A 23,890-nucleotide genomic window follows, 5' to 3' on the forward strand; every position below is an offset into this window, starting at 1 on the left:
GTCGCTAAATGGGCCGGATGTGCGGTGGGGATTCGGTCGGACCGGGGAGAATGAAGTCGCGCCGTCCGAGGCCATCCGGAATCGACGCGAGATCGACATCGGGATCAATCATGCGCCGCAGCCTGCGCCCGTTGAGCGAAACGAGGGCATCGACGCGCACCTCGACCGGGCCTTCGCCGCGCGCCTCGGCGTCCTGCCGCACGCGGTGGGCCAGCTGCAAGATGAGATCGGGCTGCCCGGCCATTTCGCGCTCCTGGAGCGGCGTCAACATCGCACGCGGGCTCACGTTCCACACGCGCCCCGTGTGCTTGTTGCGCACGATGAACGTGACGCTCCCATTCTTCTCGCGCACCATCACGCGCCACGAAAACCGCATCCCTTGCTCGTGCCAGCGCACGCCGTCCCCATAGGCCAAATGCCGCAAGGGCATCATGAGCTGAACGAAGCCATACAGCGCGGCAAGGCCGACGGCGGCTTTGCGACCGCGCGTCCACGATGCGCGCGTCCCTTCGGGCGTCGAGGCAACCGATGTTCCGGTCACGCGCCCCACCAGCCTCCGCGGCCAATCCGCCGGGAAATACACCAGCGCCGAAAGCACCATGATGACCGGAAACATCCCAATCGGGAAAAGGATCCGCGTCATCGCATGAAACACGATGACCAGGGCAAATGCCGCCAACCGCGTCCGCCGCCACGCGAGAAACCAAATGATGAACGTATCGAAGAGAAACCCGGCCCAGCTCATGGCGAGCGGCACCCCGGGCCAGGCAAACACCGGCCCAATCCAAGGCAACCCCGTCTTCGCCCCGAGCCAAATCCGCAGGGGTTGCGCGTGGAGCAACCAATCCGCGTTCGCCTTGGCGAGCCCGGCAAACGTGTACACGACACCGATCTGGAATCGAAGCAGATAGAGCCACGCCGCCGGCACCTCGGCGGGCGGAGACTTCCAAAGCCAGGCATCGACGGAGAACGCGCGGTGGGCCGGCGACACGGCGAGGAGCATCCCGAGCAGCGCGGCCAAATAGTAGTGATTCAAATAGGTCGCGACATCGAGCAATTGTAAATACGAAAATCCCAGGACGAAGAGAATCGCCGTCAACCGAAACGCCAGCCCCACGGCCACCGCGCCACCGAGCGCCGCGAGCACCCAGAACAGAGCGTGCATCGCGCCGGGTCCGAGCGGCTCCACCCAGCCAAAGCCCCAATATTTGAAGTGGAACGCGGGCGCGACGAAAAAGTCGTCAATCCAGCCATACGCGATGAAGCGCAGCATGCTGACGCACATGGTGACGCCGAACAAAAAGCGAAACGCTGCGAGAAATGCGATATCGACCGGCCGAAAGAGCCACGAGCCAAGTCCGTCGAAGATCGCGGTGCTTTTCATGGCTCAATCGTTGTCCCCCTCGCTGCCCTTGGGGAGCTCGAGGTTCAACACCGTGATGAACTCCGTTTTTAGCAAATCGGTGAGCGTCTTCACCGCACCGTAGAGGGCTTCCACTTTGGCGGGCGCGGATTCCAGCGCCTGCTCCAGCGACATCCCCGCCAACGCGTCCACGGCGGCTTGCGCCGTCGCCAGCGCCGCGATCATCCGATCGGAGAGATCCGAAGCGCCGACCGCGCGCAGCCAATCGTCGAAGCCGAGGCCTGCACCGTTCTCGCCGCATCCTTGAAACAGGCGACGAAACCCGATCAGGTTGGCCTTGATGTTCTCTTTGGAGATGCGCGCATAGGGCGATTCGACGGCCTCTGGGCAACGGCCCCGCGTGCAGTCGTTCAGGCCGAGGGGCTTTCCCAGCTTCTCGTCCTTCACTTCCATTTCCACGTAAAACAAGGCCGCGCTCAGCGCATTGAAAGCATCTTGATTCGTCCCAAACGTGGCACTTCCCGCGCCGGCGGCGACGAGCTCGTTGAGAAAATTTCCTCCGCCGGGGTCCCACGCGGCGAGCAGCGTGGCCACGTGCCCGCCGATGTTGTCGGCGATCGCCGCGGCATAGCGCGCTTTGCGGCGTCCGATTTCCTCGGGTCCCAGGCGATTCCACGAGCCGAGCGCGTTGATGGGTGAGCCGCCCGGACAGGCGTTGTCGGTGCCGCCGTAGAATGCGAGGAACTCGAAGCCGCCGAGCCCTCGCGTGCTGATCAACGTGGTCGCGAACTCCGGACGGGCGTACGTCTCGTCGACCAGTTGCTCCTCGATGGTGCATCGATGAAAGAGCGACCAACTGTAAATCTGGTCGCGCAAATTCTTGCCGCCCGGCTCCGAAGAGCGCGCGGCCGGCCCCACGCGAAACACCTCCGCTTGCTCCCATGCGGCCATGGCCGCGCGCCATGCGTCCCGTGCGGCGTCTCGACGGACATCGCTCGGATCGTCGCGCCATGCGGCCGCGGCATCGCGCAGCGCGCGTGCGGAGCCTTCGAAGTCGCGGTAGCGGCCGACGGCGCATTCGCCCGCGGCTTGGAGCAAGGCGCGCTTGTCGAAGTCGCCCGAGTCGGGGGTCGTTCCGGAGGGAGGCGGCTTGGCACCGCCCGATCCGGTGTAGACGTTTTCGTCCGGTGGTGCTTTGCGGCACCCGGCGTTCGCTCCGAGCACTGCAAGGCCCACCGACGCCACGCACGCGGCCACGGCCCACGCGACCCGCCGAAAAGAGGGCATGGCCATCTCCTCGTGGGTTAGGGAACGGGAACCAGGAGCAGGAAGGAGTCTTCGTTGCTGCCCGTCGGCACGGCACTGGAGTAGCCGACGATGGCGATCTTCTTCTTGTCCGGGGAAAGCGCAACACCCCAGAAGACGTCGCCGGTGCCGCCCAGATCGTAGAGCTTGCGGCCCTTCGGCGCGTAGTTCGTATCGGGCTGCCCATTCGCGGTGAAGACGGCGGTCAGAGCTTCGCCGACGTCTTTCGTCTGCTGGCCATTGCCAACGACGAAAAGGCGACTGTCCGGCAGCACGACCAGATTGCGCCCTTGGTCGACTTGGTTGTTCCCGTCGAGGGTAGCCTTGCCCCCGGTGCCGTACGTCCCATCGAGCTGCCCACTGGCGTTGACGCGCACGGAAACGATGTCGTTCGGATTGGTGCTGACCTCGCGCCCGTACCCCACGGTGACGAAGTTGGTGCCTTGTTGCACGACGGCATAGGCCTCGGTCACCGCGCCGAGCACCTTGCTGAAGACGCCATTGGTTCCGAAGCTCGGATCGAGGGCACCTGCGGGGGTGAGCTTGAAAATGGTCGGCACGACGGTCTTGCCATCGGTGTCGGGCTGATAGCCCGTCGCCACGATCGAGCCATTTTCGAGGAGGGTGACGGCGCGAGGACTGGCCGAGCGCCAGCCCGCATCGACGTCGCGGTCCGGATCGTAGGTGAAGACGCCCGAGCCACCTTGGCCGAAGGTGTCGTCCAGCTTTTTGCCCTGGGAATCCACCTTGATGACCGCAAAATCGCTATCGGTGCGGGCGGCGTTCGGATTCGCCGTCCGTTGCGAACCGGTGACAATCAGGCTGCCATTCGGCAGCGCGGCGAGCCCCCATTGCGAGTCCGCGGTGTAACCCGTGCTCGCCCCACCGTCCGGCAAAGTCGTGGGGAATTCGATGCCGTCTTTCAAGTTGAACGTTGCGACGCCGCCCGTGCCAAATGCATCATCCAGCGTTCCATCCATCTTGAATCGAACCAACGCGATATCGCGATCCCGCGGGTCCGCACCGGCGTCGGCGGCCAAATCGACCGTCGCTCCCACCACGATGCGATCTTCGGTCCCGCCATCCGCGACCGGCGCGCGCTGAATGGCGATTCCGCGCGCAAGCTCTCCGTTTTTGCCGACCACGATGTTCTTGCGCGCCACGCCATTGGCACCGGGACCACCAAACGACGTATCGGTTTCCCCACTTGGCAGAACCTTGATGACCGCCGTCTCGAAATCCGCATTCGCGCCGGTCGCCGTCGAGACGATGCCCACCGCGTAGAGATTTCCCGCGCTGTCGAAGGTGACGTTCAGCAACCGATCGGTGCCGTCCTTGGAGAGCGCCAACTTCTTCGGCTGTGGTCCCGGATCCGCATCGCCCTGCGCGTCGGTGCCGGCGTCCGTTCCGGTGTCTGGCTTTCCAGTGTCCGGCGGCCCGCTGTCCTGCTTCGGCGCAGCGGGATCGTCATCACCGCAACCTTGGACGAGTCCCACCGCGAACAGCGACGCCAGAACCGCCGCCACCGAACCGCGCGCCAACCACCGCCCCACCTTCGTCTCGCAATCCATGCGCATCGAAGTATCTCCCCCCGCAGGCACCCCACCCGAAGCGCAGCAGTGCCGCAAGCAAAAGTGAAAACCACTATCGCTATCGAGAAGGGAGTCTCACGGGAAGTACGACGCTGTCAAGTCAGGACGCGGAAGCACGCAATGCGTTTGCGCGCGTCTCGTCGACGTCCGGTGATAGCTCTGCGCGAAGGTTCGTGCGAACTTGCGTCGTGACCTCGTCGAGAGGGCGGCCCAGGGCCTCACAAAGCGCTTCCGCAAGTGCCGTACGCATGGGCGTCGCCGAAGGCCATCGATGGGTCGGTTCGAAGGCGAGCGCCCTATCGACGAATCGGACCATGGATGCCGGTAGATTCGGCGCCACCTCACGCAGTGACCGCGCGCTCTTGGTGGCGGCCGCGGCCAACTGTGCGCCAACGTTGTCGGCGGCGTGCACGAATTCTCCCGAGATCAAGGTAAAGATCGTCGCGCCTACCGCCCAGCAATCACTGTGCGGGCCGATGGACCTCCGATCGCCCAAGGCTTGTTCCGGCGGCATGAACGCGGGGGTACCGAACATCTGCCCCGTCACCGTGACGCTTCCCTCCCCATCCACACGCCGTGCAATTCCGAAGTCCAGGACGCGCGCATCTCCATCGAGCGTGACGAATACGTTCTCGGGCTTGATGTCGCGGTGGACGATTCCCTTCTCGTGGGCCGCCGAGAGCACGTCGAGCACGTCCAACAGAAGCACGCCCACCTCGGCCATGGACAGATGCTTGTCTGCGCGCTCCCAGCGCCTGCGGAGGGTTTCTCCTTCGAGCAGCGGCATGATCAGAAATGGGCAGCCGTCCTCGTCCACGTCGTGGGCGAGAATGGGGACGGCGCCAGGATGTCCCACCTGATTGGCAATCAAGGCTTCACGTGCGAAGAGCGCAAGGAGCGCGGGATCGTCCAGGAAACGCTCCAGCATGACTTTCATGGCCACCGGATGACCGTCCTCGGCGCGGGCCGCATAGACGGCGGCCATTCCTCCAACGCCGAGAACTCGCTCGATTCGGTACAACTGGATGACGCTTCCCAGGCGCGCCAGCACCCGCTCCGGGGAGTGAGAAGCCTGCAGCCCTGCTCGTTGGCGCCGCCATCGAGAGGATTGCTCCCGAATCTTGGAGGACCACGCACTGGCCCCCATGCGTGCTGCGATTTCGCGCGCGATATCGAAATATCGCTCGGCGTCGTCGTGACGGTCGAGCATCGCGGCGAGGAGGCCGAGGGTGTACGATACCGGCCCTGCGCAATAGACGAAGCGGGCGGATACCGCAACGCACCCCTCGTAGGGTTTCAACTCTTCGAAAAGCGATGCGGCGTAATCGCGGGCCCCCGTCGCATGGACCATCTCGGCCAGGAGCATGAGGCTGACGGCACCTACCGGTCCTGCAACCCGCGGCCGTTCGCCCGTCACGAGAAACCGGTCCAAACCCACCCGAGCTTCCGTTTCGGAGCCCAGCGCAATCTGGAGACGGGTCAAAATGCAGTTTATGTAATCGGGAATCAACGGCTGGCGGGCAAGGTACGCTGCCAGCGATTGGACGGACGCCTCCGCAGCCGCACGCTGCCCACGGTCGAGCGCCAGGTGGGCCAGATGGTGCTCACAGATGACGCCCGCCCCCGGCAGTTTGGCACGGGCCCCCAGGTCGGCCGCTTCTTCGAGGCGGGCCTGGGCTTCGTCGAATCGTCCTGACATCCGCGCCAAGCACGCCACCAGGCAGCGGTGATGGAATTGCCAAAGGGGCACTCGGCGCTTGTCGGCCATGACCCCGTAACTGCCAATGACCAGCTCCGCCCCATTCCGATCGCCACCTTCGAGCATGGCCATGGCACGCGAAAACTGAGACTCCATGACCAACTCTTCGTCCCCCATGCGGCTGGCGAGATGAAAGACTTCGTTGGCCGTGGTCAGCCTATCCTCCGTGGTATCGAGCGGGCGCGCAGACAGCGCCTCGATCAACGTAACAGGATCGTCCACGCGCCGAGCTACCTCAATCGCGCGAGAGGCAAGATCGGCCCGATGGGAGATGGAGGCGGGGTCGAGGTAGAGCATCTTGGCAAGCCGCGCGAGAACTTGGGCTCGGATCGGGCTATCCGATTCACCGAGCCCGAGGAGGGCCTGCTCGAGCTCGCGCACGAGCTCCCGATCGAAGACCCAGAGCTGCGCCCGGGCACAGCAGCCAAGGGCGGCAAGGGCAAACGCCTCGGCGTCTCGTGTGAGCCGCGCGATCTCGAGTGCCTTGGCATAGGTCGTCGAGGCCAATTGCCCGTCACCCGAACGCCACTGCGCATGGCCAAGCTGCAAGAGCAACCGGCAGCGCATGTCGAGCCGCCGCGCCTCGTCGCCTCCGAGGGCGCCCTCGAGGTTCAGGGCATTTTGGAAATGTTGCGCCGCATCCTCGTAGGCCAGCGAATGCAGGGCATGCTCACCGGCCATCGTGGCGTAGGCCATGGCTCGGTCCACGGAGCCGCCCAGTGCGAAGTGATGGGAGAGGCGCGCGGCGGACGCTCCGTCCGTACCAGGTCCACACACAACGAGGGCGTCCGCGGCCCGGCGGTGCAAACGTGCCACTTCGGCGCGCGGGAGCTGTTCATAGAGCGTGTCGCGAACCAAAGCATGGATGAACGCCATGCGGCCGCCATCGTCTTTCTCCGCGATGATCCGACCGCGCACCGCCTCGTGCAGCGCTTCCCGCGTCGCTTGGATCGAGCAGCCGGCCATCTGGGCGAGCGTGGGCAGCTCGAACGCGTTGCCGAGGACCGCGGCTTGCTGAAGGAGCGTGACGGTGGCGGCGGGCAGTCGCGCAAGGCGACTCGTCACTACATGGCTCACACCGGAGGGCACGGCATCCGCGGCCGCAAAGCGTCGTTCGGCGAGGCCCGCGCGGGCCACTTCGCCGGCGAACAAGGGATTTCCGCCACTGCGCTCGTGAACCTCGGCGACGAGCGCCGCGTCGGGGACGCGCCCCGTCACCGCGTGCATCAGTGCGCCGATTTCGTCGGCCGGCATCCCTTCGAGATCGATCCGCCGTCCCAGCCTCGTCAGCGACGGAAGGTGGCGCCTCAGTGCGGGGCTCTGTTCGGTGGGGATATCGCGGTACGTGCACGCCACGAGGACGCGGAAATCGCGCAGCTGGCGCCCGACGAATTCGAGGTACCGCAGCGTCCCCTCGTCCGCCCAATGCAGATCGTCGACGACGAGGAGGATCGGACGCTCGCGCGCGATGTCCGCCAAAAGGCGCGTGAACGTGTCGAACAGCCGAAACCGGGCCTGTTCCCCGCTGGAAGCCGTAGGCGGCATCGCCCGGCTCCCCTCCGGCAGCAGGGGCCCGAGCCATGGCGCATCCTCACCTACCGAATGCTCTACGCGCGCCCAGCCAACGTCGGCGATGATTCGGCGGAGCATCTGCACGAGCGGCCAATACGGTGGCTGCCCGTCGGCCTCCCAGCACGCGCCCCAGAGAATGCGCACATCCTCGGCCGATGCGGCCGTGGCCAGTCGCTCGAGCAGCGCCGTCTTGCCAATCCCCGGCTCCCCCGCCACCAGCGCGAGCCCACCGATCCCTTCGGCGACCCGATCGAGCAGCGTTACAAGCTCCGCGACGACGACCGCCCGGCCAATGAAAGCGACACCTTCGCGCATGAGCGTCTACGCATCTTACTCCAACGCACCACGAAACCAGCCCCGATCGATGCTCCGTGAGCGTGGCTTACCAACTACCACTGGCCCCCGAACCGGAAGAAGTCCCGCCGCTATCGTTGCTACTGCTACTCGAGAAGCTCGACCACGGGTCCGATGAGGAGCTAGAAGACTCGCGTCGTTCGACGCGTGGAATCGAGCGCGTGTACGAGTGGCTGTGGCCGCAATGCTCGCAATGCTCGTCGATTTGAGCCGTCCCCTCGGAGTACTCCGTGGGCGAGACCAGCGTGGTGGTGCTGGAGACACTCGTTTTCGCGGAGCAACGCCGACAATTCGAATACTTCGTAAAGAATGCGCCATAACGAAACTTCAGCGCCATGCCGCATGGGCAGAGCCATACGTCGTAATCGACGCTTCCAATCTGTTCCTCGGTTCGTTCGGCCGGGGAGAGGTGCGCGTCGTCCTGCACCTCGCCGAGACGGAGCATCGTTTGCCCGCAGGTGGTGCACCGGCGCGGGCGCCTGCGCAGGTACACACGCCCGGCAAAGGCCAAAGCGATGGCGAAGATGCCTCCGCCGGCCGCGAGGGGAACGGCGTTGCTTTCGACGAAGTTTCCCGCGCGTGCAACGAGGCTCGTGGCGTGCAAGATTCGACCTGCACAGCCACGTGCCCCAAACACGAGAGCATCGCCGAGTTTTCCGCTCCGGAAGCGAGGGACCATCTCGTCCTGCATGATCTCTTCGCTCGCGTGTACGTATTCCGGCGATTCGAGTCCCTTGCCCAGGACGATTTCGGCCTTTCGATCTTGTAGGGCCGCGAGGATGAGAATCCCATCGTTGCGTGTGGAGTCGCCAATTCGCCATTTGTTGAAGAGGCGTGTGGCATATTCGCGAGGCTTTTCCCCTTCCACGTTGTCGATGATGACGACCACCAGCTCGCCACGTCCCGACCGGCGCACCTCCTCGGTAAGGGTGGCGAGCTTGGCGCGCGAGGCGCCGTCAATCACCGCCGTGGTGTCGAGCACGAGGCTGGCAGGGCGCGGATCGCCGAGTCGATCGAGAGGAATGGCGCCCGCTGGCGATGCAAAAAAGACGACGCCGAGCATCGCCAAGGCGCATGCGACCCTCGCGAGCGTCGCACGCCGTTGAGGTGTATTCGCCCATGTCGTGATCCTGCACGGCCGCATGCAAGTTACTTCGGCGCGGGCCGCGCTCGGGTTGTGCGAAAAATGTCGACGCGGCCTTATTCAGGCCTTCGCACATCCATCTTCATCGCACGCAGCACGGTTTGGCGGCATCGGCGCTCCCTCGACGACGACGCGGCGCACACCGCTCCTTTCGCTCAAGAGCTGCCCAATGGCCGCTCCGAGACGTAGGTCATCGTGAACGCCGAAGGTCTGCTGTCGAAGCCGCCCTTCGGCATCGATGAGCACCGTCGTGGGCGTGCCTTGCATGGCATAGGCCTTCATCGTTCGAGGGAGCGGGCCACCCGCCGGATCGGGCGCGTCGATACCAATCGGAAAACGTATTTGGTATTCGTGGAGGAATGCTCGCAGCGACTCCACGCGCATGGCCTCGTGATGCTCGAAGACGGTGTGCAGTCCTACGACGACGAGGGGCTCGCGCGAAAAATGCTCGGCGACGCGCTGGGCCTGGGGAATGCCGCGTGTGACGCATCCGGGGCAGAGCATCTGGAAGGCGTGAAGCAATACGACGCGACCTCGAAGGCGCTCGATCGTGAGGGGCTCGGGGGTATTCAGCCACTCGGTCGTCGTCCACTCGGGGGCGAGGCGGGGTGTCGGCATCAGAAGTCTCCATCCTTCACGTAGGGGTGACTCCACAAGGTGATCTGCAGCAAGCAGGATTTGACCCACGCCGCATACATCTTCTCGACCTCTTCGGCGGCGTGCCCTTTCTTCGCCAGGAACGGTCGAAGGGTGAACGTCACCGGAAAGAGGAGCGCAAAGAGGTTGCGAAACGGCACGATGTCGGTGGACGGGGCGCCATCCGTCGCGTTCTTCTTGGCGCGGTGGTGGCGGAGCCCGATTTCGTGCTGGTAGTCGAGCCACATCTGGTCGTACTCGGCACGTGCGGTGTCGAGGATCCATTGCCCGAAACGCTTGCGCACGGCACCAAGGTAATCGCCGAGCGGCTTGCCATCCGATTTGCCCGTGAACGACGCGAGGAGATGCGGCTGGCTTCCGACGAAGCCGTACCAAACGTCGAGGATCGCTTCGACTTCGTCCTTCACGATGTCGTGCGACATGCGGAGGTACTTCACGTCCTCGTCGCCGAAGAGGGAACTTGCCTTCATCTCCTCGAAGGCGGCGAGCGTCACGGGCGACGTCGCAACCGCCGAGGAGCCATGGGTGTAACCGGGTGCGGTGTTCATGAGGGTCGTCTCTTTCTCGGAGCAAAGCTCCGCTCTTGCCGTCGGTCCGTGTGACCGCGGAAAACTCGATATGGGGTGTTCGCGGAGGTCGCTCAGCCGGGTCGCATGAACTGGTCCCAGATCTCGCGTCGCGCCCTCTCGGCGGCGAGCCCGTGCTCGGGGCAATCGAGGCGCAGTTGCTCGTTCGCCAACGGCGCGTCCACGAAGGCGCAGTGATGCGGCGATGCCCCCGTGCGGACGTTCGGGCGAAAATACGTGCATGTTACACACATACCGCCCACGGGGACGAGCCCTTGCTCTTGCAAGGTGCGGATCATCTTCATGACGCCGGAAAAGAACGCGCGCTGTTCCTCGGGCGCCAGGTCATTCACCGACGCGGCCAAAAACTCCGGCCAGGAGCGCGCACGGGCCCCCAACATGGCCCCCTTCTTGGTCGGGGTGAGCAGGCTGGCGCGTGGATGACGAGGATCCTTCGATTTCGTGACCAGCGTCTTTTCGACGAGCACGCGCACCGAATCGCTGATGGTCGGGAGTGTAATCCCAAGGCGCTCGCTCAGCTCCGAGCCGGTGAGCGGGCCATGCGCGACGAGCGCCGCGAGAATCTGCCCTTGGGTGGCCGATAGCCCTTCTTGATTCGCCTGCAGCCAAGCTTGCTGCTTCATCGCGAGCCCGATTTTGTGCAGACCAGTGGCAATGCGCGCGGGCAGCGGCTCGGTATGTTCCTCGAAATACGGCAGGCGCTTCCCAGTCATGCCATGGATGTAACTTAGGACTCCTAAGTTGTCAAGGAGGTCAGGGAGATTGGCGTGAGCGCCTCGATTTTGGCGCGATTCGCTTTTGGAATAATTCGATGTGTCGCGTGCGACGATAAATACAATTTTATATATAGCAACTTGCACGCAGACCACTTGCTCTGAGACGATGGCGATACTATGTGCAATCACGTTGGGGGGGGAAGGAGCATTGTCATGAAATCGAATCAAGAGATCGTCGAGACCGAGAAGCCGGAGACCGTCGAAACGGGGAGCCAGCCCTCTATCGTCAAGCCGTTGTTCCGCCGTTATCAAATCAAGATCAAGGCGGGCATCCACTCGGGCGCGGTGCCCACGGGCGGGCCCATCGGCCAGTAACTGAGGAAAGGACGCGGCCATGACGGCCTTCGATCCGAATCTTCGTACCCCCGTCGGTGGTCGTGGCTATGTCCTGCTTTGTGTTCGCGGGGAGGCCACGGAAATTCCAGCGGTCGTCGCAGCATTGCGCGATCGCTGGAACGTGGATGCGTTGTTGCTCGATCCGACTCGGTTTCCAAATGAGGAGTTCCTTTCGATCGAGTACGACCGCGAGGGGGCATCGCGCACGAATTGGGCGCGCGGCCCCCTCGAGAGCGAGCCCATCTTGTCCGTTTGGCAAGGCATCTTCGTGGGCGCGGGACTGCCCGCGATGGAGCCCGGCGTGCGCGAGACGTGCGTGGCAGCCTCGGAGATCGCGATCGTCGGCTTCCTGGAAAACTTGCAGGTCTTCCAGCTCGATCCCTTTTGGAAGAAGAGCCGTGCCGACAACAAGCCGCATCAACTCGGGGTGGCGCAAAGGCTCGGCCTCGACGTGCCCAAGACGCTCATCACCAACGATGCCGCGGCCGTTCGCGCATTCGCGAAACAGTGCGGGTCGATGGTCACCAAGGCACTGCTCCAGGAAGTCCCCACGGGCCCGGTGGACGACGCCGAGCGCTCCGTGTTCTTCACCACCGAGATGACCGCCGATGCTCTGGAAAACCTCGACGGACTCGAGCTTTGTCCGATGATCTTCCAGGAACGAATCGAGAATCGATTCGACGTGCGTGTCACCATCGTTGGAAATCGCATTTTCAGCGTCGCCGCGGAGGCTGGCGCGCGGGGCGGCAACAATCTGGATTGGCGTCGCCAGGCCTATACGCTCGACAGGATCCCGAGGTGGTCCGCGTACGAGCTGCCCGACGGGATCGGTGCGAAGCTGCTGAAGATGCTCGACCGCTTCGGGTTGAACTACGGGGCCGTGGATCTCATCGTGACCCAAGAGGGCCGCCACGTCTTCCTCGAGCTCAACCCCTCGGCGTCATTCGCATTTTTAGGTCCAAGCCACACGGAAACCATTGCCGGAGCGATCGCCGACGTCCTGGTGGACCCGAGCGCACGCCGTGTTCCGGACGAAAACGCATGATGGATGACCCGAATTCACCGTTGATGATGAACCCGTTCGTGGACATCCACGTTCATCCCCAGCCAAAGGCGCATCCGATCGACGTGGATCGCATCCAAACGATCTGCGTCAAGAACCCCGTGCGAGGACGCGGGCTGGTGGTTCGCGATCTCACACGCGCAACCGACCCGGCACTGTTCCAATTTTTTTCGATCTTGGTGGAACGCGGCGGCGAAATCGATCTCGATTCCCATTCCCCCGTGGTGGCGGCACTCGTGGATATCGGGTTTCTGGTGCGCGACGAAGAGATCGTCGACTGGCCACGCTTCGAGGTGCCACTCGACGACGTACCCGCCAAATTGGCGCGTGACGATGCGTGGGTGGTCGCGGATACGTTCCTCTTCCAACCCGAGTTCGGCCTGCATCCCCACGTGCGCTGGCCCGCCGATTACGACGAACAGGAAGGCCGATTGCACGGCTTCGCGTCAGGCCCTGCATTCTGGGTCGGCGTTCCGAGCGCCTTGGTCTCCCCTTTTTGGGTCGATCCCGCGGCCGCGGCCATCTTGGCCGAGCTCGTACCTGGTCGGGCACCGCCGCCGCTTCCGCCCTTGCTCGCCCGTAGCCTGGCGTCGGCGGGCGCACTCGTTTCGCGCGATCGGAGCCCGGCGGATCCGCTCGAGTCCTTCGCCCAGCATCGCGCGGCCTTCGCCTCCGAGCGGCACACCATCGTGCGCGATCTCCTTTCCGCGCCCGAGCTGCGCGCGCTTCGCCGCTATTACGCCGCGGTGCTCCAGGCCGGGTTGCTCGCGCGCGGCGATCGGCAAAACGCGTCACGGTTCTCGAGCTACAATGACACCATCGCTCGGTTCGTGCATGCGCGCCTCACCGGCATCATGTCGGCCGTGGTTGGACAGCCGGTCCAACCAAGTTTTTCGTACTTCTTCTCGTACGTCGACGGCGCCGAGCTGTTACCGCACAAAGATCGCCCGCAGGCGGAACTCAGTATTTCGCTGCAGCTCGATTACCATCCCGAGCCCGCCGCGGAAACCGGCTGGCCACTGAGCTTTTCGTTCGACCGAGCCGGCGGCCAGCCCCCCGCACACGCCGATCTGCGCATCGGAGACGCGGTCTTCTACCACGGCCGCGAACTGACACATTACCGACGCGCACTGCCTGCCGGTCATCAATCGAGCCACATCGTACTGGAATACGTGCCGCTCGGATTCCACGGCCTGCTCGTCTAACCTGGCTCCTACTGCACCGCGTCGGTGGCGATCCCGATGGTCTGGGCTCCGGCCATCTTCGCCGAGTCCACGGCCCATACGAGGCGCCCGTAGTTCACCTTCTCTTCGGCAACGAAGAAGACGACCCGCTCGCTCTCTTGCCGCGGGTCCAGTCGCTTCTTCAACTCCGCGATGTAGTCGTTCTCCTCGACTTCGCGCACGTTGATGTCGAGCTTTCCGCTGCCTTTCACGTGAACGACGATTTGATCGGGTGGCGGTACCTGGTCCGGCGGGTCCGTCTGAACGCTGGGGACACGCACCAAGATGTCCTTCTCGAGCAGCGGTGTGACCACCATGAAAATGATCAAGAGCACGAGTACGATATCGACCAGCGGCGTAATATTGATATCGCTGTTCGCTCGAACCGGCTCGTTGATCTGGATCGGCCCGTGTTTCATGGCGCCACCCCTTTCCCCTTGCAATAGCGTCGTTAGAATCGGCTCTTGCTGGGATAACGTCGGCAATGGGCCTCCGCAACGTAAATTTCGTAACGCGTGCGGCGGGTGGCCCTCGTCAATTCTCGCTCATGTCGTGCTTCGCGCGGCGAACGTCTGGCGCGCGAGGCGCGTGGTGAATCGGATTTGATCGCCGCGGTAATAGAGCTTTTCGTAGTCGACGGGACGATGTCCTCGGCTGTAGACGATGCGCTCGATGAGAAAGATGGCGCTCTTTGGTTTGATCCCGAGAGCCTTCGCGACGTCCGGCTCTGCGACCACGGCTTCGAGCATGTACTCGGCTTCGACGAGAGGTGTTCCGTATTTTTGCTCGAGCAACGCGAAAATGGGCTCTTTCTCAAGGTCGTTCGACAGCACCTTCTTGCCGACGGCATGAGGGAGGTAAGTTTCATCGAGCGAGACCGGAATGCCATCGGCGAGGCGCACCCGACGGATCCGCACCACGCGCGCGCCCTCCGCCAAGTCTAGATATTTGGCGACGCGTTTGCTCGCAGTGACGACCTCTTTTTGTAGGACGCGCGCGGAAGGTCGACGGCCTTGGGCCTGCATATCCTCGACGAAGCCCGTGAGGTGCGTAAGCTCCTGCGTGATCTTCGACTTTGCGACGAAGGTCCCCTTGCCGCGCCGAATTTCGACCTGACCTCGATTCGCGAGATTTTGAATCGCTTGCCGAACCGTGGTGCGACTCACGTTGAACTGCGCGATGAGACTGTCTTCCGGCGGAAGCTGGCTTCCTTGCGGCAACGTACCGTTCGCCATGCTCGTTGCAAGGGCGTCTTCGATCTGTGCGTAGAGCGGGGCGCGGTTCGGTGGCTTGTCTCTCACGAACACATCATGACGTCATGATGTCTCCGGGTCAAATCGGCGCTCATTTCACGAAGACCGAGACATCATGACGTCATGATGTCTCGACCATGAAACCGACGGCCCGCGGCCGCGTACTGGCGTCCATGACTCCCAAATTCGTCGATCGCTATCTCCGAGTCGTAGCGCCGCGCTCGCCGCTTTGGTACGCGCTCCCACTGCGCCTGATCGTCGGCTACGGCTTCATGGCGCATGGCTATGCAAAGTTGACGCGCGGCCCGGAGATGTTCGCGCAACTCTTGGCCGCGATGGGGACTCCCGCGCCCACGGTGTTGGCATGGGCCACGGTTGCCGTGGAGCTTCTTGGAGGGCTTGCAGTGCTCGTCGGGTACGCCATCCCCCTTGCGAGCCTACCGATGGCCGTGGTCATGCTCGTCGCCATCTTCACCGTGCATCTGCCTTACGGCTTTAGCGCGATCAAGCTCCAATCCGTCACGGCGGCGGGCGCGCACTTCGGCGAGCCGGGATACGAGACGAATTTGCTCTATTTAGCCGCCCTCGCCGCGCTGGTGCTCGGCGGCGAGGGGCCGCTGTCCATCACGGGCTGGTTGCGACGACGCCTCGCGGACCGGCGGTAGGTGTGTCGAGTTTGTCGATAAAGCGGACCCATAGGAAGACGGCGACGGCGGCTTGCATGCACGATGTGGCCAAGGCGAGGCCTTCGAGACCGATGGCCCGGAGCAGCAAGACGTTGAACACCACGTTGCTAATCGCATTGAAGATACCAGCGCGAAGGAACACGGCCCTGTTCTGCGCGGCCATGTGCGCGCGCGCAAGAACGAGCAGGGCGCCGAAGGGCGCGAGCCCGATGAGATGGTACGGGAGAATGGCCGCAATCCGCGCCGCGCCTTCTTCGTCCATCGCGCCACGGAGGAACACGAACCGAACCAGCGGCTCACGCACGGCGTACAGCAGCACGCTGGCTGCGGCCAGGAGACTGCATACGACGATGAGCGTGCGGATCACGGTGCGTCGTGCGTGCAGGTGCTCGCCTTTCGCAAATTGATCCGAAAGGCGCGCGAGAAGAACCGGCAAGAGAGCCGCTTGCAGGAGCGACGTGGGGACGCTGGAGAGATCGCCCGAGTAGCGAAGCATCGTCCCAGCCCCTGCGATGGTCGTGAGTGCGGCCATGAGCTGGTCGACGACGGGATTGATGCGCGTAATCGCGCCGCCGCCAACGGCGGCCACCATGAGCTGCGCAATGGCCAGGAGTGCGGGCGTGCGCGACAAATTGAGGACGAGTTTCACCTTTGCGACGCGCAGTGCAAACCACGCAAGGACGGCGAGACTCACCAGCTCGCCCGCCAAGGAGGCAATGGGCACGAGTCCAATGCCGACGAGCGCATGGCCCCGCAGGAGCACGGCGATCGCGACCATCATCCCGAGTCCGCTTGCCACGGGTTGAATCACGAAATGATGTTCCGTCGCAAGCAACGTCGCGAAGAACGTCCGCACGGAGAGCACGACGAGATAAAGCACGAACGGCAAGATCATCGCGTTGGCGAGCACGCGATCGGCCCCCTCGTACTTCAGAGTGAAGAAGACGAACGCGGCCGCGGCCACGAACGCCGAGAGGACGCCACCCAGCACGCACGTATGCGCAAGCACCGAGCCCAGGAGGCGTGGGACCTCCTTTGGCCGCCGCAGCCGCTCCTCCGCAAGAATGGGGACGAGCGCCGAATCCTGATGCGCCGAAAAGACGAGCGAGCCGACGAAGGAAAACGCCGCCCACGCGAGGTAGTAGACGTCCGTCCCATGGTTCCGGCCGAACCAAAACGCGAGCAGCAGAGGCCACAGCGCCTCGCCCGCGCGAAAGATGATCTGGAACGGCAAGACGAGGAGAACGGTCTGCGCGAGCGAGCGGTGGCCCCTCACGTCGACGTTTCCCTTCGCCCACCATGTGCCCCAACAGGGCAGCAAAAGGCGCGCATGCCCAATTCTTTGCGCGGACAATCCACGAGAGGCCAACGTGGGTTCGCGAACCGTTCAGAGTTTACGACGAACCGGGTCTCGTGAGGGACGAGGGGTTAGCGAGCGCCAAGCACGAGCCGTCACAGTGACATGTATACATATGTCGCAAGAGCGGCCCGAAGGTGCCTCCGATCCATCGCAATCTGCGCCCATGAGGTCGGCTTTCCCCCACAAAGCGCCGCGACCGGCCCCGCCCCCTCCCGTCCTCTTCAGCGCCCGGGGCGGCCCCCTGACGACGTGACGCCAATCGCGTGCGACAAGCCGCTCAAAGGAGTAGCCGTTTCTAATGAAAGCCTAGCAAGCGATTGAGCTGCGCACGACGCGTGAGTGTTCGAGGCCTACGTCCGCAATCGAGTGAGGTGATCTTTGCTTGCCGACATGACAGCTCCTCTGCGTACGCGCCCACGGCGCGCTAAGTCATATGTGGCTTCGCAAGAGTTCAGGAGCGGCCACGGGGGGAAATCGGCGCAACAACTCACGGGCGCACTCACAACAAGCCGCGCGACTGCGAGCGCCCGCCGCATGCTCGAGTCTACGGACTTCGTCCTCGTCTCGCGTCTTGCTAGGCAGGCCGCACTCACCGGCGCACGAGTCGCAGAACCAAAACGAGAAGGTAACGAGGTTCGGATCTTCCTCATCGTACCAAGTGAAGTCGAAGCGGCGGTAATGAGGCGGGAAAGCGTCCGATTCGACCCCGGCAATCACGTGAAGGCAACCAAGGAACAGTCCCTGGTCTCCATGTTTGGGGCAACGCGTTAGTCCCATGGTCTGCCAAGACTATCGTCGGGGCATGCCCCTCGTCACCTCGAACCCGGTGAATTCTCGCTGATCTTCGCCGCATCACCGACGCGACTCAAGTGCCGCGGTCTTTGCAAACCGTGACGACGTGCGCCTGAATCTTGCCGTCGACCGCTCCCGTGCCGAATCGTTTCGCGATGGCCGCCGCGACGATGTCGGTCGCTTCCGCGAGCCGCGTCGGATTGCGCGCCTCGATTTCATTCCGCAGCGGCGTTCCCTGACAGTAGGCGATCGCGGGGATGGATGGAGACTCCGCGCGGCTGCGTGCTGCGATCGTCTCGATCTGCACGGCTTCCACGAAGCCGCCGGCCCTGAGGTCGCGCTCGATGAGCGCACGGTCATGGTAGCCATGAGGGGTGCGCGCAAGAAAGCGCGGCGGGTCGTCGGGAAAGATGGACTCGAGCGCGGTCGTGACGACTTCGCAAAACTCGTTCTCCTCGATGCGATCCCATACGCTGAATGCGAAGAGTCCACCCGGGCGGAGGACCCGGCGAGCCTCGGCGTAGGCGTGCGCCCTGTCGGGGAAGAACATCGCACCAAACTGGCACACGACGGCGTCGAACGCTCCGTCTCCAAAAGGGAGTTGCATCGCATCCGCTTGGCGCCACTCGACGTTTGGCTTCGCGCCCACCGCGCGAGCATGATCGAGCATGGCCTGATTCAAGTCCGTGGCGACGATGGCGGTATTCTCGTCCAACGCGTGGGCCAAGGCCCGGGTCAAAACGCCGGTACCCGCGGCCACCTCGAGCAGCCGTTTGGGCGCCCGCGGCTTCAGTCGGGTCGCCAAATCATTCGCGTAGGGTTGGAAGATGAGCGGAACCAGGTGGCTCTCGTAGAGAGCGGGAATCGACCCAGAGAAAGCTTTGTCGGTGTCGGACATGGGTTGCGACCTTCTCGCCGACGAAAGCCGTACCTTCGATTCCCAGCGCCATCAAGCTCCACCGTGCCACGGCCCTCCGCGCTACGGGTTGCACGTGGCCCGAATTTCCGCGAGGGACCCGGTCAGTTTGCCAAGTTTGGCGCTGTAATGAACGGAGCTCGTGCGCACATCCACCGTGGAACCGTCCCCGCTCCCGACGCACCAGAGTGGAACGTTGGCCGGTGCCTCCCCCGTCGCAACGTCGAAATCCAACGGCCCGGACGCTCCGTCGTAATCGAACGTTTCTCCCGCGAGAAGGCGTTCCAACGCTGCGCTGATATTGCCCGGCCCCGCTGGAATCATGCTCCCGGAGATTTGTTTCGCAAACCCACGCGCAAGGCCCCGGCCGGTGAGCGGTTCGGCGCCGAGAGCAACGGTGGAATAGGCCAAGTTGTACAGGGCGTCGTATGCATTCGCCGCAAAAGAGTCGTCAGGTAACGTGCCATCATGGATTCTGGCGAGGTATGCCGAAACGAACGCGGCGAACGTGTCCCCAGCCCCTCCGACTTTGGTCCCCAGAATCCTCTTTTGCGAATCCCGGCTCAATCCCGCCAAACCGGACGATATCGTCGCCTTTTCATTTTCATCGGCCAGCAGATAGAGCGGACGATAGGCGAGAGAGGACGGCCACCCTTTTTCCACCTCCGTGATGATACGTTGGACTTCGCCGGGCATTGCGAGCACGAAAGCAACGTGCGGCTTGAAGGACAATAGACCTGCAATCGTGGCCGATATGTCTCGACTGCCATATTCATGATTGATACGAGTATAGTGTTTCGAATTGGTGTGATCGCTGGCCGGTGCGCCGTTGAAAGTCAAACGAGGTATGAGTGCATTTGCAAGACCTTGCTCGTACGAGCCTACCGCGCTCACGACGGCCACGTTGATGGCCGTATCGGCCGAATGGGACTTCGACTCTTGCTCCACCAACGGCATGAGCGCGACGAGCCCATTCGTCATGACGGCTGCGGATGGGGCGGTTCTCCAGACCAAGCCGTCGTCGGGAAGCTGCGTCAGGCTGCGGCTCGTGGAGTAAGGCGAGACCAACAGCACTCCTCGAGGAATAGCAACATCGGTAGCCACCTTCGACAAGTTCGGGCTCGAGCCCGGGCCGATGATGGCGGGCACGCCGACGTCGTCGACCAAATGCCGTGCCGCCCGCAGTGAAACACTTTGGTCCATCCAGTCCTCCATGCACGAGACGACCACGATGGGCCGTAGACCGAACTTCCCGGGCACCGGAGGAAGACGCCCGGCCAGTTCGAAATCCAGAATGCCTAGTTCAATGCCGTGGACCATCGATTGACCCGCACGCACATAGGGGGGCATGAGCGGAAGAATCGACCCGAAGATGACTGCATTGTTGTCGCGACTATTGCCGATAACGCGCGGACACTCGGTCGACACGAGGTTCACGCAACGTTGACTCGAAGGCCGGCATATCCAATTTTCCCCATACCGCTCGAAGCAGTCGGCGTTTCCTCCACAGGCGAAGTCCGTCGCGTCGCTCGTGGCCGCATCGCTCGTGGACGCGTCCGTCCTCATCGCCGGCAGGTCGTCGACCCCCAGGATGGAGATGCATGCGCTGCTCGCGGCGAAAGCGGTCACCGCGAGCGCGCCGGTCAGAAGCTTCCTTTTCAACGACCCCAATTGGACCGCAGCGGAAGTACGAATCATTCGCGCACTCTAACTCGGACGTCACGGGCCGCGGGGGCAACTGTCACCGCCGACGTGCTCCACTGGGTCGCACGGAAGGTCGCATGTCCGAACCACGCCGTGCCTGGCGGGTTCCGTCGTGGCGAGAGCGAGCCGCACTCGTGGCTCAGCTCCGGCAAGGTCAGTTGTCGTTGAGGCGGCGCCGAGAGCAGGTGTAATTGACGTACTTGACTTCCTTGCCGTCCTGGAACCAGCGATGGCCCGTCTTGTTCGGGATCAACACGATGAAGAACGTCCCTTCGACCAGACTGGGGCCCGGTTTGCCCGCGGAGGCTCGAAGGCTGCCGGTTTCGTCGTTGACGAGAATCGAGTCAGGCCATTGCAATTCCCCTGTCGCGTCGTCGCGAAAGAATTCTTGCCCATCGAATGGATTCCGAATGCGTGCGGTGGCCCGCGCTGGGAGACGACGACTCCCGTCCGCATTCGGGCCATCGATTTCGTGATCGACGCGAGCCACCGTCGTCGCCCCCGCCTCGTCGGTCAACGTGGCGGACCAATGGATCGTTCCCCTCTCCAACGGTCCCACCTCTGTCTTCTCGAGATCGACCGGGAACGACTGCGTGTTCGAGACGCGGAACTGGCAAGACACTGTATTGAGGGACGTTTTGACCGGGCCGGCGTCGGCCTGCAGCGACAGCTCCTCCTGCGAGGTTTCGTCCGTCGGCGGCCCCCCGCACCCCATCAGCCCGAGTCCCATGAGCAATACGGATCCTGAATTGACCATGAATCGCATGCACGACGGTCTAGTGCGCCGCTCACGCGCGATCGAGCCCGTTTGCAGGCAACGGAGTTTGCCTCCAAGGCACATTGGCCACCTTGTCATTTATTTTACATTCGGACGCGCACCGCTAAACTGATGGCCTCACCAGGTGGAAGGCCGATAGTCCTTTAGGAATTTGCCGAACACGCGAACACCCGTATTCAAATCGGAGAAAAACGGATCGCAGATGCGCGCGGCACCGTCCACGATGTCGAGCGGCGGCTGGAAGTCGTGCATCTCCTGCTTTCGCTGCGAGATCTGCGCGGGATCCTCGTCCGTCACCCAGCCGGTATCGACTGCGTTCATGAAGATGCCGCTCTTCGCGTAGTCGGGTGCCGAGGTAAGCGTCATCATGTTGAGCGCGGCCTTGGCCATGTTCGTGTGCGGGTGCTTGTCCGTCTTGGTGCCGCGCGAAAAGACGCCCTCCATGGCCGACACGTTCACGATGTGCCGATCGCCCGTCGGCTGACGCATCATGAGCGGCTTGAGCTTGCTGCACAGGATGAACGGCGCGACGGCGTTGATCAGGTTCACCTCGAGCATCTCGGTGGTCAGCACGTCGGCGAGGGTCGCGCGCCAACTGTTCATCGTCCGGAGATCGACCTGCTGCAGGTCGGCGTCCATGGCTCCGACGGGGAAAATCTCGGTCGACGTGATGCCATCCTCGTAGGTACATGGCATTTGGGAGAGCAGCGCCGACGAGCGGATGCCCACACCCGGCGCGCCGTCGTTCCACACCGCGAGGCCGCCCGAGACGGTGCCGCCCTGCCCCAGCGCATCGATCGCGCCGACTTCGGAGACGCTCATCGCGCTCTTGCACGCCTCGTGACCCCGAAGGACCTTGCGCATCTCATCGGGCAGATCGCGCTCGGCGCGCAGCTCGAGATCGAGCAGGTGCGCGTAATAGTTGGCGGGGCGCCGCACGGTCTGGGCAGCGTTGTTCACCAGAAAATCGAGCCGATCGCATGTCTGCTCGAGGTAGCGCGTGAACAGCTCGACGCTCGGGCAGTGACGCAAATCCAAGCCGTGCACGTGCAGCCGACTGGAGAACTGCGCGAAGTCGGGCTCGCGCGCGTACCGCTGCGCCGCATCGTGCGGAAAGCGCGTGGTGACGAAGACCCGGGCGCCGGCGCGCAGCATCTTCAGCGCGGCCTGGTACCCAATCTTCACGCGCGCCCCCGTGATGAGCGCGACCCGTCCAGCGAGCGGCGCGGTCTGAAAGCGCTTCTCGTAGTTGAACTCGGCGCACGCCTCGCACATCGAGTCGTAGAAGAAGTGCAGCCGCGTGAACTCGGTCTTGCACACGTAGCACGCGCGCGGCTTGTTCAGCTCACGGGGCGGCGCGGCCGAGGGCCCAGGGAGGATCCGAGGCGGCGCCGTGAACACGTCGGCACGCCGCGCCGCGCGAATCTCGGTGGCCCCGCGCGCATCGCGATCGGCGCTCTGGTTTGCCTTTCGCTGAACGCGCCGGAACGCCTTCGAGAGTTTCACCGCCTCGTGCCGGTGCGGCCGCGAGAGCCGACCCGCGGCCATGAGAAGCGCGACGCGCTGCTCCTCTGGAATGGTGGCGAGTTGGATTCGGTTCTCGACGAGGGATTCGAGAACGGCAATCGTACGAGCGAGCTCTTCCTGAGAAATATCGGACATGCGGCGGCGCGCACTGTAGACCGCATCCGGCCACCCCGCACGTGCGTAAGTGATGGATCTCGCGCTCGGCTCGCCGTCGAATGTTCAGTGAGCCTGGCGTTTCTTGTCGATGGCTTCGATGACCTTGGCGGCGATCTTCTTCTGCGTCTCCACTTGGCCGGTGCCTCCGTGGATCACGGTGATTTCGGTCCCGCGATAGAGCACGGTCAAAATGCCGTGGTTTTCGGTCGCGGCTTCGCCGATGCCCGCGACGGGCTCGTAGCCTTCGAGCGTCGATGTGTTGAGCGCAGGGGTGAGGCTGATGCTCACGGAGATGCCCTCGTTGGCGCCAAGCCAGTCGCACTCGGGCTGCAGGGCCGTCGATTTCTCGCCGGCGCGCGAGCTCGTGATCTTGCCGCCGATCAGGGCCGCCATCTCTTCGTTCGTGAACATCTTGCAGACATCCGGGAGGCCCGGCTGACCCACGGTGACCGACGAGGTCGCGGAGGCCACCGGCCCGCCAGACGACGCGCCCTCGGATTTGTCGCTCTTCTTTCCGCACCCACTGCAGCCGCCCAGGACCGCCATGGCCACGACACCCACCACGCACAGCTGCTTGAGCTCAACGAGACGAGAATCCATGGCGGAGGAAGGTACCACGTTATTGCGTTCCGAGCGCACCCGTTCGGGTTCCTCCGCGGCCACAGCCCGCCATCAGGGCCGTCACCAGGGGGTCGTTCGTGGCGCGGTCGATCGCGCCGAAGGCGTCGGGCTCCACACGCGGTCCGTCACGAATCACGATGGCCTGCACACCGGGATCGGAACATGCGTCGAAGGTTCTCCCACCATGGGCGATTGGATTCGTCATGGAATCGACATCGAAGTTCGAGCCACGGGCTTGGTCCCGGGGAAGAAGCGTTCCCTCGCGCGCGGCACGGCGGTGGCGCTGCTCTGTCGAAACGCTAGGCCGTCCTAGTTGGGCAATTCGTGCGCAACGCATGCGCAACTTTCGCTCACGACGAAGCTCTC

General features: G+C 63.6%; 21 protein-coding genes. 4 read left to right on the plus strand and 17 right to left on the minus strand.

Features of this window, described 5'->3' with window-relative positions; genetic code table 11:
* Positions 1-4: 4 nt before the first annotated feature.
* From LVJ94_39530 to LVJ94_39565, 8 genes are all read right to left on the minus strand, one after another.
* Positions 5-1,384: an HTTM domain-containing protein gene (locus LVJ94_39530; GenBank protein WXB02988.1), complete on the minus strand. Its 1,380-nt coding sequence runs from the start codon at positions 1,382-1,384 to the stop codon at positions 5-7.
* Positions 1,385-1,387: 3 nt separating this feature from the next.
* Entirely contained in the window at positions 1,388-2,650 is a 1,263-nt protein-coding gene (locus tag LVJ94_39535) for an imelysin family protein (protein ID WXB02989.1), read from the minus strand.
* Between the two features lie 17 nt (positions 2,651-2,667).
* The gene (locus tag LVJ94_39540) at positions 2,668-4,245 is read right to left on the minus strand and encodes a hypothetical protein (protein WXB02990.1); all 1,578 of its coding nucleotides are present in this window, start codon (positions 4,243-4,245) and stop codon (positions 2,668-2,670) included.
* Between the two features lie 115 nt (positions 4,246-4,360).
* A complete protein-coding gene (locus LVJ94_39545) occupies positions 4,361-7,906 on the minus strand; it encodes an AAA family ATPase (protein ID WXB02991.1) in 3,546 nt (1,181 codons plus the stop codon).
* 67 nt (positions 7,907-7,973) lie between these two features.
* Positions 7,974-9,008: a TPM domain-containing protein gene (locus LVJ94_39550; GenBank protein ID WXB10788.1), complete on the minus strand. Its 1,035-nt coding sequence runs from the start codon at positions 9,006-9,008 to the stop codon at positions 7,974-7,976.
* A gap of 141 nt (positions 9,009-9,149) precedes the next feature.
* Positions 9,150-9,707, minus strand: coding sequence for a redoxin domain-containing protein (locus LVJ94_39555; protein ID WXB02992.1), 558 nt, complete (start codon positions 9,705-9,707; stop codon positions 9,150-9,152).
* Positions 9,707-10,294 (minus strand): protoglobin domain-containing protein, encoded by a 588-nt coding sequence (locus LVJ94_39560; protein ID WXB02993.1) that lies wholly within the window; start codon positions 10,292-10,294, stop codon positions 9,707-9,709. The genes LVJ94_39555 and LVJ94_39560 overlap by 1 nt, the downstream gene beginning before the upstream one ends.
* A gap of 92 nt (positions 10,295-10,386) precedes the next feature.
* The gene (locus LVJ94_39565; GenBank protein ID WXB02994.1) at positions 10,387-11,046 is read right to left on the minus strand and encodes a MarR family winged helix-turn-helix transcriptional regulator; all 660 of its coding nucleotides are present in this window, start codon (positions 11,044-11,046) and stop codon (positions 10,387-10,389) included.
* A gap of 216 nt (positions 11,047-11,262) precedes the next feature.
* On the opposite strand from LVJ94_39565, the gene LVJ94_39570 reads away from it, so the two are divergent.
* The 3 genes from LVJ94_39570 to LVJ94_39580 are packed head-to-tail and all read left to right on the plus strand — an operon-like array spanning position 11,263 to position 13,713.
* Entirely contained in the window at positions 11,263-11,424 is a 162-nt protein-coding gene (locus tag LVJ94_39570) for a hypothetical protein (protein WXB02995.1), read from the plus strand.
* Between the two features lie 19 nt (positions 11,425-11,443).
* Entirely contained in the window at positions 11,444-12,490 is a 1,047-nt protein-coding gene (locus LVJ94_39575) for an MvdD family ATP-grasp ribosomal peptide maturase (protein ID WXB02996.1), read from the plus strand.
* Positions 12,487-13,713: a hypothetical protein gene (locus tag LVJ94_39580; GenBank protein ID WXB02997.1), complete on the plus strand. Its 1,227-nt coding sequence runs from the start codon at positions 12,487-12,489 to the stop codon at positions 13,711-13,713. Before LVJ94_39575 ends, LVJ94_39580 begins: the two co-directional genes overlap by 4 nt.
* 8 nt (positions 13,714-13,721) lie before the next feature.
* On the opposite strand, the gene LVJ94_39585 is transcribed toward LVJ94_39580, so the two are convergent.
* Together LVJ94_39585 and LVJ94_39590 are read right to left on the minus strand one after the other, a co-directional pair.
* Complete coding sequence (locus LVJ94_39585; GenBank protein WXB02998.1) at positions 13,722-14,150, minus strand: biopolymer transporter ExbD; 429 nt, start codon at positions 14,148-14,150, stop codon at positions 13,722-13,724.
* Positions 14,151-14,276: 126 nt separating this feature from the next.
* Positions 14,277-15,032 (minus strand): GntR family transcriptional regulator, encoded by a 756-nt coding sequence (locus tag LVJ94_39590; protein WXB02999.1) that lies wholly within the window; start codon positions 15,030-15,032, stop codon positions 14,277-14,279.
* 125 nt (positions 15,033-15,157) lie between these two features.
* On the opposite strand from LVJ94_39590, the gene LVJ94_39595 reads away from it, so the two are divergent.
* On the plus strand, positions 15,158-15,649 hold the full coding sequence (locus tag LVJ94_39595) for a DoxX family protein (GenBank protein WXB03000.1): 492 nt from the start codon (positions 15,158-15,160) through the stop codon (positions 15,647-15,649).
* Here LVJ94_39595 and LVJ94_39600 read toward each other — a convergent pair.
* The 7 genes from LVJ94_39600 to LVJ94_39630 form a co-directional block, all read right to left on the minus strand.
* Positions 15,609-16,946 carry a hypothetical protein gene (locus LVJ94_39600; protein WXB03001.1) on the minus strand — a complete coding sequence of 446 codons (1,338 nt, stop codon included), beginning with the start codon at positions 16,944-16,946 and terminating at the stop codon, positions 15,609-15,611. The genes LVJ94_39595 and LVJ94_39600 overlap by 41 nt on opposite strands.
* 949 nt (positions 16,947-17,895) lie before the next feature.
* Complete coding sequence (locus LVJ94_39605) at positions 17,896-18,720, minus strand: class I SAM-dependent methyltransferase (protein WXB03002.1); 825 nt, start codon at positions 18,718-18,720, stop codon at positions 17,896-17,898.
* An 81-nt stretch (positions 18,721-18,801) separates the two neighbouring features.
* Complete coding sequence (locus LVJ94_39610) at positions 18,802-20,436, minus strand: ABC transporter substrate-binding protein (GenBank protein ID WXB03003.1); 1,635 nt, start codon at positions 20,434-20,436, stop codon at positions 18,802-18,804.
* Positions 20,437-20,596: 160 nt separating this feature from the next.
* Entirely contained in the window at positions 20,597-21,208 is a 612-nt protein-coding gene (locus tag LVJ94_39615) for a hypothetical protein (protein ID WXB03004.1), read from the minus strand.
* A gap of 129 nt (positions 21,209-21,337) precedes the next feature.
* A complete protein-coding gene (locus LVJ94_39620) occupies positions 21,338-22,882 on the minus strand; it encodes an SDR family oxidoreductase (protein WXB03005.1) in 1,545 nt (514 codons plus the stop codon).
* 84 nt (positions 22,883-22,966) lie between these two features.
* Positions 22,967-23,503, minus strand: coding sequence for a DUF3558 domain-containing protein (locus LVJ94_39625; GenBank protein WXB03006.1), 537 nt, complete (start codon positions 23,501-23,503; stop codon positions 22,967-22,969).
* A gap of 19 nt (positions 23,504-23,522) precedes the next feature.
* Positions 23,523-23,729 carry a hypothetical protein gene (locus tag LVJ94_39630; GenBank protein ID WXB03007.1) on the minus strand — a complete coding sequence of 69 codons (207 nt, stop codon included), beginning with the start codon at positions 23,727-23,729 and terminating at the stop codon, positions 23,523-23,525.
* Positions 23,730-23,890 lie beyond the last annotated feature (161 nt).

The sequence above is a fragment of the Sorangiineae bacterium MSr11367 genome, from assembly GCA_037157805.1.
GTDB lineage: Bacteria > Myxococcota_A > Polyangia > Polyangiales > Polyangiaceae > Pendulispora > Pendulispora rubella.

What these genes read in the sequence shown, in the direction of transcription:
- LVJ94_39605 (WXB03002.1), bottom strand. Translation starts at nt 18,720, where the DNA reads ATGTCCGACACCGACAAAGCTTTCTCTGGGTCGATTCCCGCTCTCTAC.
- LVJ94_39560 (WXB02993.1), bottom strand. Translation starts at nt 10,294, where the DNA reads ATGAACACCGCACCCGGTTACACCCATGGCTCCTCGGCGGTTGCGACG.
- LVJ94_39585 (WXB02998.1), bottom strand. Translation starts at nt 14,150, where the DNA reads ATGAAACACGGGCCGATCCAGATCAACGAGCCGGTTCGAGCGAACAGC.
- LVJ94_39595 (WXB03000.1), top strand. Translation starts at nt 15,158, where the DNA reads ATGACTCCCAAATTCGTCGATCGCTATCTCCGAGTCGTAGCGCCGCGC.
- LVJ94_39555 (WXB02992.1), bottom strand. Translation starts at nt 9,707, where the DNA reads ATGCCGACACCCCGCCTCGCCCCCGAGTGGACGACGACCGAGTGGCTG.
- LVJ94_39530 (WXB02988.1), bottom strand. Translation starts at nt 1,384, where the DNA reads ATGAAAAGCACCGCGATCTTCGACGGACTTGGCTCGTGGCTCTTTCGG.
- LVJ94_39625 (WXB03006.1), bottom strand. Translation starts at nt 23,503, where the DNA reads ATGGATTCTCGTCTCGTTGAGCTCAAGCAGCTGTGCGTGGTGGGTGTC.
- LVJ94_39620 (WXB03005.1), bottom strand. Translation starts at nt 22,882, where the DNA reads ATGTCCGATATTTCTCAGGAAGAGCTCGCTCGTACGATTGCCGTTCTC.
- LVJ94_39540 (WXB02990.1), bottom strand. Translation starts at nt 4,245, where the DNA reads ATGCGCATGGATTGCGAGACGAAGGTGGGGCGGTGGTTGGCGCGCGGT.
- LVJ94_39615 (WXB03004.1), bottom strand. Translation starts at nt 21,208, where the DNA reads ATGCGATTCATGGTCAATTCAGGATCCGTATTGCTCATGGGACTCGGG.
- LVJ94_39565 (WXB02994.1), bottom strand. Translation starts at nt 11,046, where the DNA reads ATGACTGGGAAGCGCCTGCCGTATTTCGAGGAACATACCGAGCCGCTG.
- LVJ94_39545 (WXB02991.1), bottom strand. Translation starts at nt 7,906, where the DNA reads ATGCGCGAAGGTGTCGCTTTCATTGGCCGGGCGGTCGTCGTCGCGGAG.
- LVJ94_39580 (WXB02997.1), top strand. Translation starts at nt 12,487, where the DNA reads ATGATGGATGACCCGAATTCACCGTTGATGATGAACCCGTTCGTGGAC.
- LVJ94_39570 (WXB02995.1), top strand. Translation starts at nt 11,263, where the DNA reads ATGAAATCGAATCAAGAGATCGTCGAGACCGAGAAGCCGGAGACCGTC.
- LVJ94_39610 (WXB03003.1), bottom strand. Translation starts at nt 20,436, where the DNA reads ATGATTCGTACTTCCGCTGCGGTCCAATTGGGGTCGTTGAAAAGGAAG.
- LVJ94_39550 (WXB10788.1), bottom strand. Translation starts at nt 9,008, where the DNA reads ATGCTCGGCGTCGTCTTTTTTGCATCGCCAGCGGGCGCCATTCCTCTC.
- LVJ94_39535 (WXB02989.1), bottom strand. Translation starts at nt 2,650, where the DNA reads ATGCCCTCTTTTCGGCGGGTCGCGTGGGCCGTGGCCGCGTGCGTGGCG.
- LVJ94_39575 (WXB02996.1), top strand. Translation starts at nt 11,444, where the DNA reads ATGACGGCCTTCGATCCGAATCTTCGTACCCCCGTCGGTGGTCGTGGC.
- LVJ94_39630 (WXB03007.1), bottom strand. Translation starts at nt 23,729, where the DNA reads ATGACGAATCCAATCGCCCATGGTGGGAGAACCTTCGACGCATGTTCC.